Genomic DNA, 16,774 nt, shown 5'->3' on the forward strand with positions numbered 1-16,774 from the left:
TTCGATCCTGGAATCCAGTCTCCGCATCGTCGCGTGGCATGCGGAGCCGGAACAAGGAGCCGCTATGACACCCCCTCAGACCTCCGGGACGTCGTCCGCCGAACACGTCGATGTCGTGATCGTCGGCGCCGGAATCTCCGGCATCGGTGCGGGCCGCTACCTGCGAACCATGGTGCCGCACAAGAGCTTCGCCATCCTGGAGGCCCGCAGCAGCCTGGGCGGCACCTGGGATCTGTTCCGGTACCCGGGTATTCGATCGGACTCGGACCTGCACACCTTCGGCTACGAGTTCAAGCCGTGGCGCGACGAGCAGTCGATCGCCGATGGTGAACGGATCCTGTCCTACCTGCGCGAGACCGCCACCGAGAACGGCCTCGACGACGCAATTCGCTACCACCACAAGGTGATCGCGGGTTCCTGGTCCTCGGCGGAGGCATGCTGGACATTGCAGGTGGAGCGCACCGACACCGGCGAACTGGTGGAGCTGACCGCCGACTGGATCTTCTCCGCCGCCGGCTACTACCGCTACGACGAGGGATTCACCCCCGAGTTCACCGGCCGCGACCGGTTCCGGGGCACCGTGGTGCACCCCCAGCAGTGGCCCGAGGACCTGGACTACGCCGGCAAGCGCGTCGTCGTCATCGGCAGCGGCGCGACCGCGGTGACCCTGATTCCAGCGATGGCGGATTCCGCTGCGCACGTGACGATGCTGCAACGCACCCCCACCTACATCCTGCCGGTGCCGAAGAAGGACCCGATCGCGAACGCGATGAAGCGGCTGCTCGGCGACGAACGCGGCTACGCCTGGACCCGCCGTAAGAACATCGCCCAGCAGAAGCTGATCTGGAGTCTCTCGCAGAAGTACCCGGACCAGGTGCGCCGATTCATCCGGTGGGCCAATGCCAAACAGCTGCCGGAAGGCTATCCGGTCGACGAGCATTTCAATCCGCCGTACAACCCGTGGGAGCAGCGCCTGTGCACCGTCCCCGACGGTGACCTGTTCGCCGCCATCCGCGACGGCAAGGCCTCGGTGGTCACCGACCGCATCGACACCTTCACCGAGACCGGTATCCGGCTGGCGTCGGGCCGCGAACTCGACGCCGACATCATCGTCACGGCCACGGGCCTGAACGTGCAGGCGTTCGGCGGTATCCCGGTGACCGTGGACGGGCGCTCGATCGAGCTGCCGAACACCATGGCGTACAAGGGTTTGATGCTGTCGGGAGTGCCGAATCTGGCCTACGCCATCGGCTACACCAACTCGTCGTGGACATTGAAGATCGGCCTGCTGTGTGAGCATTTCTGCCGCCTGCTGGCTCACATGGACGAGAACGGCTACCGGATCGCGCGCGCCGAGGTCGCAGACAAGTCCATGCCGACCCGGCCGTTCCTCGACTTCACCGCGGGCTACATCCAGCGCGTCGTCGACCAGCTGCCCACCCAGGGCGATCGGATGCCGTGGCGGACGTCGATGAACTACCAGGACGACGTGCACATCCTGCGGAGAGGCAGCATCCTCGATCCCGAGCTGCACTTCGAAACCCCGGTCGCAAGCCGTCCGGCCCAGCCCGCTGTGTCGGTGCCCGCATGACCGCGGGGCTGCCCGGACGCATCGTCTTGCTCGGCGCCACCGGCTACACCGGCGGACTCGTGCTCGACTCGTTGCGGCGCAGAGGTATCGAACCTGTTCTGGCAGGCCGTGATCGCGACGTGCTGCACGCCCTCGCGCAACGATCCGGAGGACTGGATTACGCGCTGGTCGATGTCACCGATGCGGCGAGCATCGCGGCAGTGGTCGGCCGCGGCGATGTCCTGATCACCACCGTCGGGCCCTTCGAGCGGTTCGGGCACGCGGTGGCGCGTGCGGCCGCCGACATCGGTGCGCATTACATCGACTCCACCGGCGAAGTCGGTTTCGTCCGCGACCTGCACCGTGACCTGAACGATCGCGCACGTGCCACCGGGGCGGTCATGCTGCCCGCGTTCGGTTATGACTATGTGCCCGGGATTCTCGCCGGCACCCTGGCCGCGCACCGGGCCGGCGACCGCGCACGCTCGATCGATATCGGCTACTTCGCCACCGGACCCCTGTGGCGCGGCCTGAGCCAGGGCACTCGCACCACCATGCGTGACGCCGTCACCCTGCCGATCGTGAGCTGGCGCGACCGCCGGATCACCGAAGCACGCACCGCTTCGAAGGTTCGGGCGTTCACCGTGCGTGGCCGCCGCAGAAGCGCATTCCTCGTTTCTGGCACCGAAGTGCTGTACCTGCCCAGCGCGCTCCCGGCGCTCGACAACGTCACCGTGTACAACGGCTGGTTCCCAGCACTGAGCCGACTGATCTCGATCCAAACCGCGATTGCCGCTGCCACCGTGCGGATTCCGGGCGGTCGTGCCCTGGTCGATCTGCTGAGCCGGCCCATGATCGGCCCGGCCGGTGGCCCCGACACCGCCGAACGCGCCCGCACCCGCACCCACGTGGTCGCCGTCGCCTCCGACGCGACCGGCGTCCTGGCCGAGGTCCACCTCGAGGGCCCCAGCATCTACACCCTCACCGGCGAGCTCATCGCCTGGGGCGCAGCGCAACTCCTCACCGGCCCACGGCTGACCACGGGCGTCGTCGGCCCCGTCGAAGCCTTCGGCCGGGAGGCACTGCTCCAGGGCTGCGCCGAGATCGGCCTCAACGCGAACTGACCACAATCCCACCGAGGGACGATCGCTTCTCCATGAACAGCGACGAACAGCAGCTGATCGACTTCGCCCTCACCTGGCAGCCTTTCGGCGGCCCGCCCAGCGAGGAAGTCCTCACCACCTTCGAGGTGCGCATAGCGCTGCGCTGATTCGCGGCGAGGGCGGCGTCCGTCAGTAGTCGAGGGCGTGTTCTGGTTGGCAGACGTCCAATGGGGAGGGGAGGTAGCGGACTATGGCGTCCAGGAGTGGGGTGAGGGGGTCGGAGTGGCAGAGGACCGGGATTGTGTCGCCTATGCGGGTTGCGTGGCGGATTCGGTGATGTAGCTGGTCGCGGGGGAGTTCTGGCTGGGTGATGGGGGTAGTGGAACCGGCGCGTTGGGCTGTCACTGTTGTTGCGAGATTGCGGTGCCAGGGTTCGGCGAGTTTCCAGTGACTGCCATAGATTTCGGCGGCCAGGGGTTCGAGGGACCAGAGGGCGATCAGGTCGATGAGGCCCTCGAGGTGGGGGCCTGGGGTGATGGGGATCTGGAGGGGGAGGGGGGCTGCACCGCGGGTGTCGGCGATGGTGCGGACGCAGTGGTCGAAGTCGGCGTCGGGGTGGTCGAGGCCGGTGATGAGGCAGAGGCGGGCGACCTGGTGGTCGTCGGCCACGCGGAGCATGGTTTCGAGGCGGGGGGCGAGGCTTGTGGCGGCGTCGACCACTGCGATCACGCCGTCGGCTACTCGGATGGAGCGCTGCAGGGCCGCAATCGGGGCTTGGGTCGATAGCTCGGCGAGGCGGATCGTGTGCTCGACGCCGTCTGTTGCCCAGTGGAGCGCGGTCGCGGGGCTGGAGGTGGGGTTGCCGGAACCGCAGCGCAGGTGGTGGGCCAGTCGGGCCGTGTCGGCGGGGTCGCCGAGGAGGGTGACGTTGCGGATCGACTGCGGGTCAATGGCTTTGGTGCCCATCGCGTTGTGGTACTCCAGATCGACTCGAGGGTGCCGGGCATCCTCCATCTGGAGTCACCGTACCTCCGGGCGTGGATTCGCGGAGCGGAATTCGGCCCCAAAGTAGAACGTGTTCCTATACCGTCGGGGTTGTGCAGAAAGAACAACGCCCCGCTGTGGCTGACTGGTTCACTGCGGACGACGGTGTGGTGCGGCTCAAGGGGAGCCGGTGCAAGGATTGCGGCACACCGTATTTCCCGCGGAACACGCTGGCCTGTCGCAACCCGCGCTGTGCCGGTGCGAAGGACGGCTCCGAGCTGGCCGAATACCTGTTTTCCACGCGTGGCCGGATCTGGTCGTACGCCGACGCCCGGTACAAGCCGCCCGCGCCCTATGTCTCGGCGGATCCGTTCGAGCCGTATGTCGTTGCGGCGGTGGAGCTCGAGGTCGAGCAGATGGTGATTCTCGGACAGGTGGTGCGCGGGTTCACCGTCGACGATCTGGCCGTGGGCATGCCGGTGGAATTGGCCGTGGGCACGCTGTACGAGGACGACGAGGCAGAGCACACGGTGTGGATGTGGAGGCCGGTCAATGACTGACACGAACGATCGGGACATCGCCGTCCTCGGTGCGGGCATGCACCCGTGGGGCAAGTGGGGGCGGAACTTCGTCGAGTACGGGCTGGTCGCGGCGCGTGCGGCGCTGGCCGATGCCGGGGTGGACCATCTCGATGTCGGGTACATCGCCGGCGCGGACACCATCCGCAACGGGTACCCCGGCTTCGTCGCGGGCGCGACCTTCGCTCAGGCACTGGGCTGGTCGGGTGCGCGGATCTCGAGCAGTTACGCCGCCTGCGCCTCGGGTGCGCAGGCCATTGCCAATGCGCGTGCGCAGATCCTGGCCGGACTGACCGATGTGGCGCTGGTGATCGGCGCCGACACCACCCCGAAGGGCTTCTTCCAGCCGGTCGGCGGTGAACGCCGTGATGATCCGGACTGGCTGCGCTTCCACCTGCTCGGCGCGACCAACCCGATCTACTTCGCGCTCTACGCCCGCCGCCGGATGGCGCTGCACGGTGCCACGCTCGAGGATTTTGCCGCGGTCAAGGTGAAGAACGCCCGCCACGGCCTGAACAACCCGTATGCCCGGTATCGCAAGGAGGTGGCGGCCGAGGAGGTCGCGGCCTCGGCGATCGTGTCGGATCCCTTGCGGCTGCTCGACATTTGCGCGACCAGTGACGGCGGCGCCGCGCTGGTGCTGACGTCGATGGACTACGCGCGCCGGCACGGCATCGCCGACCCGGTCCGCATCCGGGCGTTGTCGACGGTCACGCCGACCTTCCCGAAGACCGTCATCGATCTGCCGGATTTCGCCACCGATTCCGCGGTGGCCGTCGAGGCCCCGCCGCACGCGTTCCGCTCCGCCATCGCGCAGGCCGCGTACGAGGAGGCCGGGCTCGGGCCGGACGAACTGTCCTTCGCGGAGGTCTACGACCTGTCCACCGCGCTGGAGCTGGACTGGTACGAGGACATCGGGCTCTGCGAGACGGGCGGCGCCGAGGCGCTGTTGCGCAGCGGCGCAACCACATTGGGCGGGCGGGTCCCGGTGAACCCCAGTGGCGGCCTGGCCTGTTTCGGTGAGGCGATTCCAGCGCAGGCCATCGCTCAGATCTGCGAGCTCACCTGGCAGTTGCGTGGCCAGGCCGACGGTCGCCAGGTCGAGAATGCCCGCGCCGGAATCGCGGTGAATCAGGGTCTCTTCGGTCACGGCTCGGCGATCATCGCCACCCGCTGACCTCGGAGACACCCGGGTCCACTCGTCGCACCCGACGCTGAACCGGCAGGTACCGCACGGTATCTGCCGGTTTTTTCGTTCGAGGGCCGCCCGCCTCCCGACCGACTGAGATGCGGTTGTTCTACCCGAGGGCCATCAGCCAGTCGCCGCGCAGCGGCCAACCCTGCCTCCGTAAGCCGCCCACAGACAATCATGATCACCTCCCTGCGGAGTGTCACCGATCCCGGCCGGGATGCCCTGTTGCCCAATAGTATTCGGCAAATTGCAGGACGCCGCCTCCGGGTATCCGGCATCACACGAAAGTCCGCAATGCGAATATCCTGGGCCGCAGTCGGTCTCGCCGCCAGATGCGTCACGCCGGCCACCTCGGACCGCGCGGGTTGCGGCATAGGCGGACGCCTCGGCGGCATGCTTGCGAAGGGGTGGGAGGGCGTCAGTTGACGGTGCCCATCCCGGGGTAGTAGATCTCGGCGGCTTCGACGAAGGCGGAGCCGGTCAGTTCGGCCAGGGCCAAGGCTTCGTCGAGCTTGCGGAGGGCCTTGCGGACGTAGGGGCGATCGTCCCATTTGTCGCCCACCGCGGCGAGCGCTTCGACATTCTGGGACAGCCAGTTTCGCAAGGGCTGGATGTTCGAGGGCGCGGCGTAGCCGCCGATCGCATAGTTCGAGGGAATGGTCCAGTTGGATTCCCAATCCAGCGAAGGGAACTCGGCCGGGAAGGAACCGAACAACGGGGTGTTGTCGGACAGTGGCGGATAGCCGTTGGTCGTGGCTTGTTCGGCCAGTTCGGTGGGCCATACCCGGCCACGCTCGATCCAGCCGGGAAGCAGCGCGGCGAGGAATTCGATCAGGACGAATTGGATATTGCCGGTCAGTGCGTCTGCGGCGGAGATCTCGTCGCCATCGCCATTGCGGATGGTCAGGCGGCCGGCGCGGACTGCGGACGTCGCTCCCCGCAGCAGGTCGAGTTTCCAGCGGAAGCCCTTGGCCAGGTTATGGTCGGCGGGCAGGGTGCCTGCCATGTCAGGCTGGACGTGTTTCGACAGGGCCGGATCGAGCAGGTCGATCTGACTGCGGGCCAGATCGTCGACCTCGTCGAGAGTGGAATTGCAATAGCGCACAACGGTTTCGGCGATGGTCGCCGGATCATCGGCGGTGACGAAGAACGGCCGGCCCCAGAGGTAGAGGCCGCTGTCGAAATCCCTGCTGCCGGATGCCTTCAGAACGCCCAGTCCCCACGCGTTCGCACGAAACCGAACCTTCGCCTGTCGTACGGCGTCGGCGATCAGATCGTCCAGATCATCGTCGCTGCCCCGGCCGGCCAGAAACGGTATGACCCGTTCCTCGGCCAGGCGCATGTCCACAGGATGAAAGCTGATGTCATAACCCATATTTGGCCCCCATGAGCGATTGTGTACCGATCACCGTAGCGGCCGGGTCGGACAGGATTGCGGTTCAGACCTCCAGCTCGGCTACAAGCGCACGAAATTCGGCAGCATGGCGCGTTGTCAACGGCTGGGCTACGCCTCGCGATGGGCTGAGGCTTGGAACTGTTCGGGCTGCCGTGTGGGTGCGTTGAACCGCGCGGGCCGCGGCATGTCGGGACGCTCGACTCGTTCGCGTTGGCGATCAAAGCTGTTGTTAGCCAATGATTTACCGCGCGTGTTGTGGTGATCCTGCTGTCGTGTCGCGTGATTCGAAACTATTATCGAATGCATGGTCGAGTCCGCTGATGACATGCTTGCTGCCGCCGAGGTCGTGGAGCGGCTTCAGGTGGTGCACTCGATGATTGCTGCGGCCCAAGCCGAGGAGATCGGCTTGATGACACGGCTGTATCGGTTGCGCCGCGCGCAGCAGCTCGCGCTCGGGGTCGGAGCCTTGTATGCGGGGGAGGATGCGGCCACCGAGATCGGGATCGCGCTGCGGGTGTCGCAGCGCTCGGTGGACGGGTTGATCGGGGTGGGGCTGGGGTTGGCGCACCGGTATCCGGTGACCCGGTCCGGTTTCGAGGCCGGGCGTCTGGATCTGGCGCGGGTGCGTGTGATCAGTGACGTTCTCACCAACGTCTCCGACGATTTGGTTGCGGTGCTGGAGCCGCGTATCGCGGCGTATGCGGAAACCGCTGAGCCGCAGCGGGTGCGGCGCACCCTGCGTCGCTGGCTTTTCGAGGCCGACCCGGCCGGGCAGGCTGCCCGCCGTAAGGCCGCCGAAGCCGACCGGTATGTGAAGGTCACCGCCGCCGACGACGGCACCGCACAGGTGGAGGCGGTGCTGCCCGCCGCCGGAGGCCAAGCCCTCTACGAGCGATTGCGGGAGATGGCGGTCACCCAGTGCTGCGGCCGTGATCCGCGCACCACCAGCCAGCGCCGCGCCGATGCGTTGGTGGCCTTGGCCGACGGCAGCGGCCAACTCACCTGCCGCTGCGGGCATGTCGACTGTCCCCGCGCCGCCACCGCCGACCCACTCCGCGCGGCGCGCAAATCCTTGGTGCAGGTGGGTGTTTCGGCCGAAACCCTGGCCGGCCTCCGTGACAACCCGGCGCTGCTGGCCGGGTTCGGGGCCATCGACGCGGACCTGGCACGCCAGATCGCCCGCCACGCCCGCTTCACCATCATCACCGACACCGACACCGACGCCCTTACCGCCGCCACCGCCGTCGGCACCCTCGCTGCGGTCGGCACCGGCGTCAACGCAGCCGCCGCTACCACCGCTGCCACCGCCACCGGCGTGAACGCTGCCATCGCCACCGGCATCAACGCGGCCGCCAGCGCTACTGTCGCCACCGCCACCGGCATCAACGCAGCCACTGCCACCGGCATCAGCGCAGCCGCCAGCACTACTGTCGCCACCGGCACCAGCATGAACGCCGCAGCCGGGACAAGCTCCGCCACCGGCACGGGCTCCGGTACGGACACCAGCGCTGCCAGAGGTGCTGGCGCTCTCGTCGACTCGGCCGCAACCGCCGAAAACCGCAGTGTCGACAGCGAACTGCGGTACCGGCCCGGTGCGGGTGTCGCCGCGCGGGTGCGGGCGCTGGATGGGGGCTGTCGCGCGCCTGGCTGCGTGGTGCCCGCCGTCGCCTCCGATCTCGATCACCAAGACCGATTCGACCACGCGAACCCCGAAAACGGTGGCCGCACAGTCGAAGCCAATCTGGGGTGCCGGTGTCGTCGGCATCACCGGCTCAAGACCTTGGCCGACAACGGGGTCAATGGCTGGCAGGTCCTCCACCACCGCGACCGGACTGTCGAATGGCGCACGCCCACAGGCGGATCGGTCACCACCACCCCCGAGGGCGCGAAGTTCCTGTTCCCGCGTCTGCCGGTGCCGCAGCTCAGCGCCACCGGCGTCCCCGACGCCGAACCTGTACAGCCGTTGATCGATCCGGGCCCGGTGACCAACGCCATGACCGAACTGGTGCACGTCTACTGCACACCCGCCCAGCGACGGAAAGCACGAACACGCATCCGCGGCCATACTCCCAAGCCCAACGCCTCGCCCATCCGCACGGCTACCGAGCGCGATGACGATCCGCCCTTCTGACCCAGGTGGCCGTCCGAGATGATCTATGTCCTTTGAATTTTCCGGTCGGTCCCGTGGTCGTTTCAGACAGCGGGTCGTGGCAATCGAGTGGGCTGTCATGAGCGGATGAATTGGCGGCGCAGCCGTTCTGAACATGCACTGCGACTGAGGAGTTGGCGAGAGGCTGCTGTTCGGTCTCGGATAGTGCTCGATTGCACCCACATCCGCATGTGCGTGCACGTCGCGGCCGTACGGCTCTCGGCCCGTTGATCTTCCGCAGCTCCTGGTGACCAGTGACTCTAGGCCACCGCGATCGCGGTGATCACGTGGACAACGCACGCAAACAAAGGTCCGGCAACCATTTGCACTTCTCTACGCCCTGCGCCGATCACCGCATCTCCCGCCTGGGCGAGCGCAGCGGCGACCAGGGCGAGAGCGCTGATGGCGCCGTGCGGGAAGAAGGGAACCACGCCGGCGAGGAGTCCCAGCGGCACTGCTCTCACCGCGTAGGCCCGCGCGTAGAAACGTTCTCCCGCAGTGGGGTCCTCCTCGTGACTCGAGACCGAAGGACGTAGGGCCGCAGCCACTCCGAAGCCGATGCCTATCGCGGAGACCACGCCGTTGAGCACGGTCAGCACGATCATTCCCGCGCTCATGCTTTCCTCCCAAGTGTCGTCGATCTCGGGGACCGATCGCTCACCGATCAAGCGCCCTGGAGAGACCATTTCCTGAGTCCAGCCACGATCTGGCCACTGTAATGCCTTGGACGGGGCGTTCGAGGGCTCTGGAGGCGGCGCGGTCACCCGTCTCGGCTGAAACTCGAGCACGGACACGGGCGGATCGAGGCAGTGCAAGGCCACCAGTTGCGTTTCGCAACGCTCGGCTATCGCGCGCCTGCCGGGCTCGGGCCGGGGTCGAGTCTTCAGCGTGGGCGATTCCCTCGGCCGAGCCGGATCTGGTCGAGCTCGACCACGCATCGCGGTTGCTCCGGTGAATCATTGTGGAGCGCTGAACTTTTGGCGGCGCGGTCTAGGTGTCTGCGTCCAGCAGTGCGCGCAGTGCCGAGTCGCCGATCTGTCGCAGCTCGTCGTGGCTGCGCCCGGCTGCGGCCTGGACGGCGAGGCCGTCGGAGATCGTGTGGACGAGTGCGGCCAGGGCGGCCGGTTCGTGGCTCGACGGCAGGTCGGTGGCCTGCTCGAGCCGCCTGCGCAGTGCGGCCTCGCCGGCTTTTCGTACGGTGGCGGCCTCCTGGCGTACGGCGTGTGCGTCGGGTCCTGAGGCTTGAACGGTCTTGACGCACAGGCAACCATGGGGCGTGTTCTTGCCTGCGGTCAGGTCGACGGCCCCGTGGATCAGCCGCTCGACCACCTCGCGGCCGGTGGGCGCGTCCAGCGCGTCGGCGGCGTAGGCGCCGGGGCCGTCGAGGTAGCGGGCGAGAACCTTGCCGAACAGTTCTTCCTTGTTGCCGAAGGTGGCATAGAGGCTGGGCTTGTTGATGCCCATCGCGGCGGTCAGGTCGGCCAGCGAGGTGCCCTCATAACCGTTCCGCCAGAACACTTCCAGCGCGCGGTCCAGTGCGGTGTCTGCATCGAATGCGCGTGGTCGTCCGCCGGGCATGCCGTTCTCCGTGCTCTCTCCCGTGTTTTTTACCTATCGGTACATTACCGCTTGCGCGTGCGTGCCGTGCCATTTAGTTTCTTACCGAAAGGTACATAACTAAGGAGTGGGACATGATCCGAGTCGGAGTTGTCGGGGCCAGCGGGTGGGCGGACAGCTCACACCTACCCGCGCTCGCCGCGCTCGAGGAGTTCGATCTGACCGCGGTCGCGACCACCAACCAGGCCAGCGCGGACCGGGCCGCTGCCGCCCACGGCGCCCGGCATGCCTTCGCCGACGCACGCGAACTCGCCGCGCACCCCGACGTCGACCTGGTCGTCGTCTCGGTGAAGGCCTCCGGCCATGCCGCCGTGATCAGGGCGGCACTCGATGCGGGCAAACACGTTGTGTCCGAGTGGCCATTGGGCGTCGACGCCGACGAAGCGCGCGAGTTGACCGAGGCCGCCACCGCCGCCGGCGTCGTTCACGCGGTTGTCCTGCAGGGCCACCATTCCGCGAGTGCCCGCTTCGCCGCAGACCTGTTGGCAGACGGTCGGATCGGCAGGCTCGAATCGGTCGCGCTGGTGGCGGAAGGGGCTCCCTTCGGTGGCAGTCGAATCTGGCCGAATCTGGTGTTCGGCCTGGATCCTGCAGCGGGAACCAACATCCTGACCATCATGGCCGGTCATTTCCTGGCCGCACTCGAACGGGTCGCGGGCCCGCTGACCGAGGTCACCGCACGACTCCCTCGCATGCACGACCACGTTCTCGTCGCGGGGACGGATCGGACCGTACCCAACGCCACGCCCAGCCACGTCCTGCTACACGGACTGCTGGCCGGCGGCGCCACCGCCTCCGTCGCCGTGCACGGCGGCAATGGGCCCGCCCGGCAAGGGTTCCGCCTCGAGCTCGTTGGCAGTGATGGCACGTTGACCGCCGCCCCAACCGAGCCCGGGACATTCATCCACTGGGGCGACTGGAACATCCGGATCGACGGCGAAGCCTGGCCCGTGCCCGACACCTATCGCACCGTCCCCGCCGGCGTCCGGTCCGGCCCACCGGCCAACATCGCAGCCCTCTACCAGGAAGTCGCCCGCGCCATAGCCGAAGCCCGCCAACCACATCCCAGCTTCGAGTCAGCCCTGCGCCACCACCGGCTCCTCGCCGCCATCGAAGAGTCCGCGACCGATGGAATCGTCCGGCACATCTCGTAACCGACACGCCGTTCGAGTATTTCCGCTGATGCATTTCACCCGAACGCCAGGCTGGGGACGCCCTAGGCTCACGGAGTGCATCTGGAGCTGATCACGATCATTGTCGAGGAGTACGACTCCGCCATCGAGTTCTTCGTCGAGACACTCGGTTTCGATCTGATCGAGGACTCCCCGTCGCGCACCAATGATGGACGTCCGAAACGGTGGGTCGTCGTTCGCCCACCCGCCGGGACTACCGGAATCCTGCTTGCGCAAGCGGACGGGGACAGGCAGCGCGGCGCTGTCGGAGATCAGGTCGCTGGGCGAGTCGGGTTCTTTCTCCGGGTCGTCGACTTCGCGGGGACGTATCGCCGGATGGTCGGTGCCGGTGTGAAGTTCGTGACCGAGCCGCGCACCGAACCCTACGGTCAGGTTGCCGTCTTCCTCGACATCTCCGGAAACCGGTGGGACCTGCTCGGGCCACCCGAACCCGACCGCGCGGGCCGCGGCTGAGTAGGCGAGAGGATCGCGACGCTCAACCCTCGAGCAGTTCTTCCACCGCGGCGGCGCTTGTATTCGGTTCCAGCGCATCGACTATCGCGTCCGGTGAGTGCTCGGGGTGTCGCCGATGCCCACCGTGCGGGCGGGATCGAGCGCCTCGCCGTATGTATTCGGACGCCCGAGACGATCAGTCCCGTGCGCTCCACGCTCATGCGATGGAGCAGTGACCGTGGTGGAGGCGGACTATCCGGTGCCGGTGCCGCAGGGATGGTGCACCGGGTCAGGGGAGGACGTTCGGGATCAGTTGCGGGGCCTGCTCGGCCACCCAGGATCCGATGAAAGAGCCTGCGTAGTAGCCGATGTAGGTGCCCGCCACGCCGCCGATGATGCCGCCGCCGATCGCGCCGATGGGCAGGGCCACGCCGGCGGTGAGGGCGGTGGCGAGAGCGCTGCCCGCGGTGCCGCCGAGGATCGCGCCGGAGATGCCACCGAGGATTTGGCCCGCTGTCTGGCCGATGTAGGTGCCGTTCTCGATGGGGCTCGCGATCGGAGCCGCCGTGGCGATCGAGGTGGCAGACGGAATGGGCTGGGGCGCAACGGGTTCGAGAGTATCGACTGCCGGAGCGGAGGCGGCGGCGTCGGGGACGAAGGCCACCGGCGCGGACGGCTGGGTGGCCGCGGCGATCGCGATCGGCTCGGCGACCGGGCTGTCGGTTGCCACGTCCGCGGCGGTGTTCACCATCGCGATGGGCTCGATGACCCGAGGGGCGGCGGGCTCGGCCGCGGCCGTACCCATCCCGGCGACGCCGACCGCGGCGGGGACGACCACGGCTACCGGAAGTCCGCGCAGCACTCTGCTGGGCTTGCTCGCCGCACGATGCCGACCTGCCATGTCTATCCGCCTTTCCAAGCGACTGCTGTCACACCCCCATCGTCGGCGGCCGGCGGGGCACAACACGAATGTGACCGGCTTCCCAAAATGCGCTGGCGGCTATGGGTATTCGCCGAGGGCAACGACTCCGCGTCAGGGGCGTGCCGCCGGAACCACGGTCTTCACGGCTCGGAATCGCAGGGCACGCGCCTCGGCGATCTATTCGCAAATCGGTGTTATCGACGCGGGCCGATCGAGCGTCGGGCGAGGTCGGCGTACCAAACGGTCCAAAACGCTCATCTGAATTACCAATATTTCATATGCTCTGGCGCGCGGAGCAGGGGACGACTACACCTGCTTCGCGACGTGGATAAGAGGAACAGCTTCATGAAACGAACCATTCTTGTGAGTGCGGTGGCCTGCGCTCTGTTCGGAGCGGGCATCGGGACGGCCGCAGCGGACGGGCTTCCACTGACGGATGTCGACATCACGCCGGGCTCGGCCGCCGATCTGGGCAATGCCGTGGGCGCCGGGTCGGTCGATGCCGGTAGTGCGGCGGCGGCGCTCGGCAGCGCCTTCGGCGGCGGCTACGCGGGCGGGGTGCTCAGCAGCCTCTCCGCACAGCACTGAGGCGCCCAGCACAGCGGCGAATCGGCAGCGGGCGGTCGTCGTCGCGGCGACCGCCTCCGGTTAGGAACCCGGCAGCGGCGGATTGTCGGTCCGGGCTGATTGGATCCGGGGGTGCTGAATTCGATTGGTGTACCGCCGTTCCGGGCGGATGGGGATGCTGCCGGTCACCGAGGGCGTCGACTCGATTCCACGGAGCCCGCGCGTGCTCACCGCCGCGGATCTGGATCACGACGGATTCGGCTGGGCCGACGCCTGGGCCGTCCTCGACGACGACACCGAGTACCTGGCGCTCGTCCCGGCGCCGCAGCCGTGGCTGGTGCCGCACCTGCTGAACTGGTGGGGAGCCTGCAACTACGACCTCGACGGCAGCGATCACGCCGCGATGCTGCGCCGCTGGGCGGGGCACTGGGGTGCGGAGCTGATGGGAATGGGGCTGGGCACCATCGCGCTGCGGGTGGGCAATCCGCCGCAGAATGATGAAGAGGCGCTTGCCGTTTCGCTCGAACGGTTCCTGTACTGCTCGGATCAGGTGCATCAGGGCGTGGGGACGCTGGACGAGCTGAAGCCGCACGCGGCCGCGCCACTGTGGTGGTTCTGGTGGGACTGACCTCGCGGGCTCCCGGCGCGACCTGGATCTCACATGCGGGTAGCCGCGGTTTGTGATACCGCGGGGCTGGCTAGCATCGGTGCACGTACGCATCGAGGCAACCCCGAGGATTTGTGTTGACTACCGACCATCTTGACCGCTGGAACGCTCACGAGGCTGCCGCGGAGGCGATGATTCCGATTATCGGCAGGCTGTATCGCGACAAGGGGGTGACGATCCTCCTGCACAGCCGGTCGCTGGTGAACAAATCGGTGATCAGCATTCTGCGGACGCACCGGTTCGCGCGGCAGATCGAGGGCGAGGAACTGTCGATCGACGAGACGCTGCCCTTCCTCGAGGTGCTCAGCGAGCTGGATCTGGGACCGAGCAAGATCGACCTCGGCCGCCTGGTCCACGCCTACCGCGCCGACGACCGCGGGCTGTCGATTCCCGAGTTCACCGCGACGGTGCTGGCGGAGGTGCTCGACGGGAACAAGGCCGTGGCGCCGGGCCCGCGGGACGTAGTGCTGTACGGCTTCGGCCGGATCGGCCGCCTGGTGGCCCGGTTGCTCATCGAGAAGGCCGGCTCCGGAAACGGGCTGAACCTGCGGGCCGTGGTGGTGCGCAAGGGTGGCGAGGAGGACCTGGTCAAGCGCGCGTCGCTGCTGCGTCGGGACTCGGTGCACGGGCAGTTCAACGGCACCATCAAGGTCGATGCCGAGAACAACACGATCATCGCCAACGGCAACGTGATTCGGTTCATCTACAGCGACTCCCCGGCGCAGATCGACTACACCGAGTACGGGATCAACGACGCGATCCTGATCGACAACACCGGCAAGTGGCGCGACCGCGCGGGGCTCGAGCAGCACCTGCGTCCCGGTATCGCGAAGGTCGTGCTGACCGCGCCCGGCAAGGGCGACGTGCCGAACATCGTGCACGGCGTCAACCACCGCGACCAGGACGCGTCGCAGCAGATCTTCTCCTGCGCCTCCTGCACCACGAACGCGATCGTGCCGCCGCTGAAGGCGATGGACGACGAGTTCGGCATCGTGCGCGGGCATGTGGAGACGGTGCACTCGTTCACCAATGACCAGAACCTGCTGGACAACTTCCACAAGTCGGATCGCCGTGGCCGGTCCGCGCCGTTCAACCTGGTGCTGACCGAGACCGGCGCGCAGTCGGCGGTGAAGAAGGCCATGCCGGACTTCCAGGCCAAGATCACCGGCAGCTCGATTCGCGTTCCCACGCCGGATGTTTCGGTCGCGATCCTGAACCTGCAGCTGAAGCGGGAGACCACGAAGACCGAGGTGCTCGAGTACCTGCGGCAGGTGTCGCTGTCGGGTCCGCTGAGCCGCAATCTCGATTTCACCGCAGCCACCGATGTGGTGTCGAGTGACTTCATCGGGTCGCGGGCGGCGTCGATCGTGGATGCCAATGCCGCCATCGTGGATGGTGACACCGCGATCCTCTACCTCTGGTACGACAACGAATTCGGCTATTCGTGCCAGGTCGTGCGGACGGTGCAGTACATCTCGGGCATCGAGTATCCGACGTACCCGCGGCTGGGCGAGCAGGACCTCGCCGAGGGTGTGCCCGCTGTGGCCGCGGCGGTGTAATTCCCGGTCGACGATGTGAACGAGGCCGGGCAGTCACACTGCCCGGCCCTGTTCACATGTCGGGTCTAGCTGGATTTGACCGGCTGCCAGCACACCACGCGAGCGGGTTGCGGCGTGACGGTCGCCCCGGCGGGGATGGCGCACTGGTTGGGGTCGGTGGTGCCGTCGAAGCGGCCGCCGATCTGGACCGTGACGCCGGGCCCGGCCTTGCTGGCGCAGTCGACCGGCGTGATCTGGTTGACGTCGGCCTGCATCGAATAGCAGTCGCCCACCTTGACATTGGGGGCGAAGCACAGCGAGTGGTTGCCGTCGGTCAGCACGAAGTAGCCCGCGTCCCGGAGTTTGCCGTCCGGGCAGGTGGCGCCGTTGGTGACCGAGGCGGCCAGCTCGTAGACGGCGGTGTGGTCGTCACACGGGGTGGCGTGGATCTTGCCGATCTGGGCGCCGCGGTAGTCGCTGGCGGTCACGCAGTTGCCCACGGCGAGTTCGGGATCGTGGGTGGCGGTCGTGCTGGCGCCCTTGGTGACGGTGGCGAGGATGCCGAGCGCCAGGATCAGCACGCCCGCGACGGCGACGACGGTGCCGGTGTGTTTGGGCAGGCCGGCCGAGGCTGCCGCGTCGGCCGCGGGCCGCTTCGCCCGATTGCGCAGGACGAGGCCCACCACCAGCAGGACCACGCCGGCCGCCGGGATCAGCAGGGTGCCGGCGGAGACGCCGGAGGAGTCGGCCGAGTCGGCCGCAAGGATCGCGGTCGACCCGATTTGACCAATGAACACTGTCTTTCAATTCCTTCCGGTCCGCTGACGGACACGGGCAGGAAGGTACCCCGAGCCGAGGACCGGTCG

The 16,774-nt window shown here is 67.5% G+C and carries 16 protein-coding genes; 10 read left to right on the forward strand and 6 right to left on the reverse strand.

Annotated elements, in window-relative coordinates:
- Window positions 1-64: 64 nt before the first annotated feature.
- A complete protein-coding gene (locus ACWEQQ_RS19160; RefSeq protein WP_452349109.1) occupies window positions 65-1,591 on the forward strand; it encodes a flavin-containing monooxygenase in 1,527 nt (508 codons plus the stop codon).
- The gene (locus ACWEQQ_RS19165; protein ID WP_452349110.1) at window positions 1,588-2,694 is read left to right on the forward strand and encodes a saccharopine dehydrogenase family protein; all 1,107 of its coding nucleotides are present in this window, start codon (window positions 1,588-1,590) and stop codon (window positions 2,692-2,694) included. Before ACWEQQ_RS19160 ends, ACWEQQ_RS19165 begins: the two co-directional genes overlap by 4 nt.
- A gap of 168 nt (window positions 2,695-2,862) precedes the next feature.
- Here ACWEQQ_RS19165 and ACWEQQ_RS19170 read toward each other — a convergent pair whose 3' ends face one another.
- The gene (locus ACWEQQ_RS19170) at window positions 2,863-3,687 is read right to left on the reverse strand and encodes a GTP-binding protein (RefSeq protein ID WP_452349111.1); all 825 of its coding nucleotides are present in this window, start codon (window positions 3,685-3,687) and stop codon (window positions 2,863-2,865) included.
- An 83-nt stretch (window positions 3,688-3,770) separates the two neighbouring features.
- Between ACWEQQ_RS19170 and ACWEQQ_RS19175 the strand changes: the two genes are divergently transcribed.
- Together ACWEQQ_RS19175 and ACWEQQ_RS19180 are read left to right on the forward strand one after the other, a co-directional pair.
- The gene (locus tag ACWEQQ_RS19175; protein ID WP_354838229.1) at window positions 3,771-4,217 is read left to right on the forward strand and encodes a Zn-ribbon domain-containing OB-fold protein; all 447 of its coding nucleotides are present in this window, start codon (window positions 3,771-3,773) and stop codon (window positions 4,215-4,217) included.
- The gene (locus ACWEQQ_RS19180) at window positions 4,210-5,412 is read left to right on the forward strand and encodes a lipid-transfer protein (RefSeq protein WP_364615718.1); all 1,203 of its coding nucleotides are present in this window, start codon (window positions 4,210-4,212) and stop codon (window positions 5,410-5,412) included. Before ACWEQQ_RS19175 ends, ACWEQQ_RS19180 begins: the two co-directional genes overlap by 8 nt.
- Window positions 5,413-5,845: 433 nt before the next feature.
- On the opposite strand, the gene ACWEQQ_RS19185 is transcribed toward ACWEQQ_RS19180, so the two are convergent.
- A complete protein-coding gene (locus tag ACWEQQ_RS19185) occupies window positions 5,846-6,802 on the reverse strand; it encodes a hypothetical protein (protein ID WP_452349112.1) in 957 nt (318 codons plus the stop codon).
- Between the two features lie 325 nt (window positions 6,803-7,127).
- Here ACWEQQ_RS19185 and ACWEQQ_RS19190 point away from each other — a divergent pair, with 325 nt between their 5' ends.
- Window positions 7,128-8,954: a DUF222 domain-containing protein gene (locus tag ACWEQQ_RS19190; RefSeq protein ID WP_452349113.1), complete on the forward strand. Its 1,827-nt coding sequence runs from the start codon at window positions 7,128-7,130 to the stop codon at window positions 8,952-8,954.
- A gap of 278 nt (window positions 8,955-9,232) precedes the next feature.
- Here the strand turns inward: ACWEQQ_RS19190 and ACWEQQ_RS19195 are convergent, their stop codons facing one another.
- Window positions 9,233-9,589: a hypothetical protein gene (locus tag ACWEQQ_RS19195; RefSeq protein ID WP_452349114.1), complete on the reverse strand. Its 357-nt coding sequence runs from the start codon at window positions 9,587-9,589 to the stop codon at window positions 9,233-9,235.
- 373 nt (window positions 9,590-9,962) lie between these two features.
- Complete coding sequence (locus ACWEQQ_RS19200; RefSeq protein WP_452349115.1) at window positions 9,963-10,550, reverse strand: TetR/AcrR family transcriptional regulator; 588 nt, start codon at window positions 10,548-10,550, stop codon at window positions 9,963-9,965.
- A gap of 113 nt (window positions 10,551-10,663) precedes the next feature.
- On the opposite strand from ACWEQQ_RS19200, the gene ACWEQQ_RS19205 reads away from it, so the two are divergent.
- Complete coding sequence (locus ACWEQQ_RS19205; protein ID WP_452349116.1) at window positions 10,664-11,743, forward strand: Gfo/Idh/MocA family protein; 1,080 nt, start codon at window positions 10,664-10,666, stop codon at window positions 11,741-11,743.
- Between the two features lie 75 nt (window positions 11,744-11,818).
- A complete protein-coding gene (locus ACWEQQ_RS19210) occupies window positions 11,819-12,235 on the forward strand; it encodes a VOC family protein (protein WP_452349117.1) in 417 nt (138 codons plus the stop codon).
- Window positions 12,236-12,503: 268 nt separating this feature from the next.
- On the opposite strand, the gene ACWEQQ_RS19215 is transcribed toward ACWEQQ_RS19210, so the two are convergent.
- Complete coding sequence (locus ACWEQQ_RS19215; RefSeq protein WP_452349118.1) at window positions 12,504-13,115, reverse strand: hypothetical protein; 612 nt, start codon at window positions 13,113-13,115, stop codon at window positions 12,504-12,506.
- A 366-nt stretch (window positions 13,116-13,481) separates the two neighbouring features.
- On the opposite strand from ACWEQQ_RS19215, the gene ACWEQQ_RS19220 reads away from it, so the two are divergent.
- The 3 genes from ACWEQQ_RS19220 (at window position 13,482) to ACWEQQ_RS19230 (ending at window position 15,929) form a co-directional block, all read left to right on the forward strand.
- A complete protein-coding gene (locus ACWEQQ_RS19220; protein ID WP_452339518.1) occupies window positions 13,482-13,724 on the forward strand; it encodes a hypothetical protein in 243 nt (80 codons plus the stop codon).
- A gap of 127 nt (window positions 13,725-13,851) precedes the next feature.
- Window positions 13,852-14,331: a DUF4253 domain-containing protein gene (locus tag ACWEQQ_RS19225; protein WP_452349119.1), complete on the forward strand. Its 480-nt coding sequence runs from the start codon at window positions 13,852-13,854 to the stop codon at window positions 14,329-14,331.
- Between the two features lie 116 nt (window positions 14,332-14,447).
- Entirely contained in the window at window positions 14,448-15,929 is a 1,482-nt protein-coding gene (locus tag ACWEQQ_RS19230) for a glyceraldehyde-3-phosphate dehydrogenase (RefSeq protein WP_452339516.1), read from the forward strand.
- Between the two features lie 65 nt (window positions 15,930-15,994).
- On the opposite strand, the gene ACWEQQ_RS19235 is transcribed toward ACWEQQ_RS19230, so the two are convergent.
- Window positions 15,995-16,705: a hypothetical protein gene (locus tag ACWEQQ_RS19235; protein WP_452349120.1), complete on the reverse strand. Its 711-nt coding sequence runs from the start codon at window positions 16,703-16,705 to the stop codon at window positions 15,995-15,997.
- Between the last annotated feature and the right edge of the window lie 69 nt (window positions 16,706-16,774).

The sequence above is a fragment of the Nocardia sp. NPDC004123 genome, from assembly GCF_053603795.1.

Bases quoted from the DNA above. Each gene is read 5' to 3' on its own strand.
- ACWEQQ_RS19170 (WP_452349111.1), bottom strand. From the start codon at position 3,687: ATGGAGGATGCCCGGCACCCTCGAGTCGATCTGGAGTACCACAACGCG.
- ACWEQQ_RS19185 (WP_452349112.1), bottom strand. From the start codon at position 6,802: ATGGGTTATGACATCAGCTTTCATCCTGTGGACATGCGCCTGGCCGAG.
- ACWEQQ_RS19190 (WP_452349113.1), top strand. From the start codon at position 7,128: ATGGTCGAGTCCGCTGATGACATGCTTGCTGCCGCCGAGGTCGTGGAG.
- ACWEQQ_RS19220 (WP_452339518.1), top strand. From the start codon at position 13,482: ATGAAACGAACCATTCTTGTGAGTGCGGTGGCCTGCGCTCTGTTCGGA.
- ACWEQQ_RS19215 (WP_452349118.1), bottom strand. From the start codon at position 13,115: ATGGCAGGTCGGCATCGTGCGGCGAGCAAGCCCAGCAGAGTGCTGCGC.
- ACWEQQ_RS19195 (WP_452349114.1), bottom strand. From the start codon at position 9,589: ATGAGCGCGGGAATGATCGTGCTGACCGTGCTCAACGGCGTGGTCTCC.
- ACWEQQ_RS19200 (WP_452349115.1), bottom strand. From the start codon at position 10,550: ATGCCCGGCGGACGACCACGCGCATTCGATGCAGACACCGCACTGGAC.
- ACWEQQ_RS19180 (WP_364615718.1), top strand. From the start codon at position 4,210: ATGACTGACACGAACGATCGGGACATCGCCGTCCTCGGTGCGGGCATG.
- ACWEQQ_RS19205 (WP_452349116.1), top strand. From the start codon at position 10,664: ATGATCCGAGTCGGAGTTGTCGGGGCCAGCGGGTGGGCGGACAGCTCA.
- ACWEQQ_RS19165 (WP_452349110.1), top strand. From the start codon at position 1,588: ATGACCGCGGGGCTGCCCGGACGCATCGTCTTGCTCGGCGCCACCGGC.
- ACWEQQ_RS19160 (WP_452349109.1), top strand. From the start codon at position 65: ATGACACCCCCTCAGACCTCCGGGACGTCGTCCGCCGAACACGTCGAT.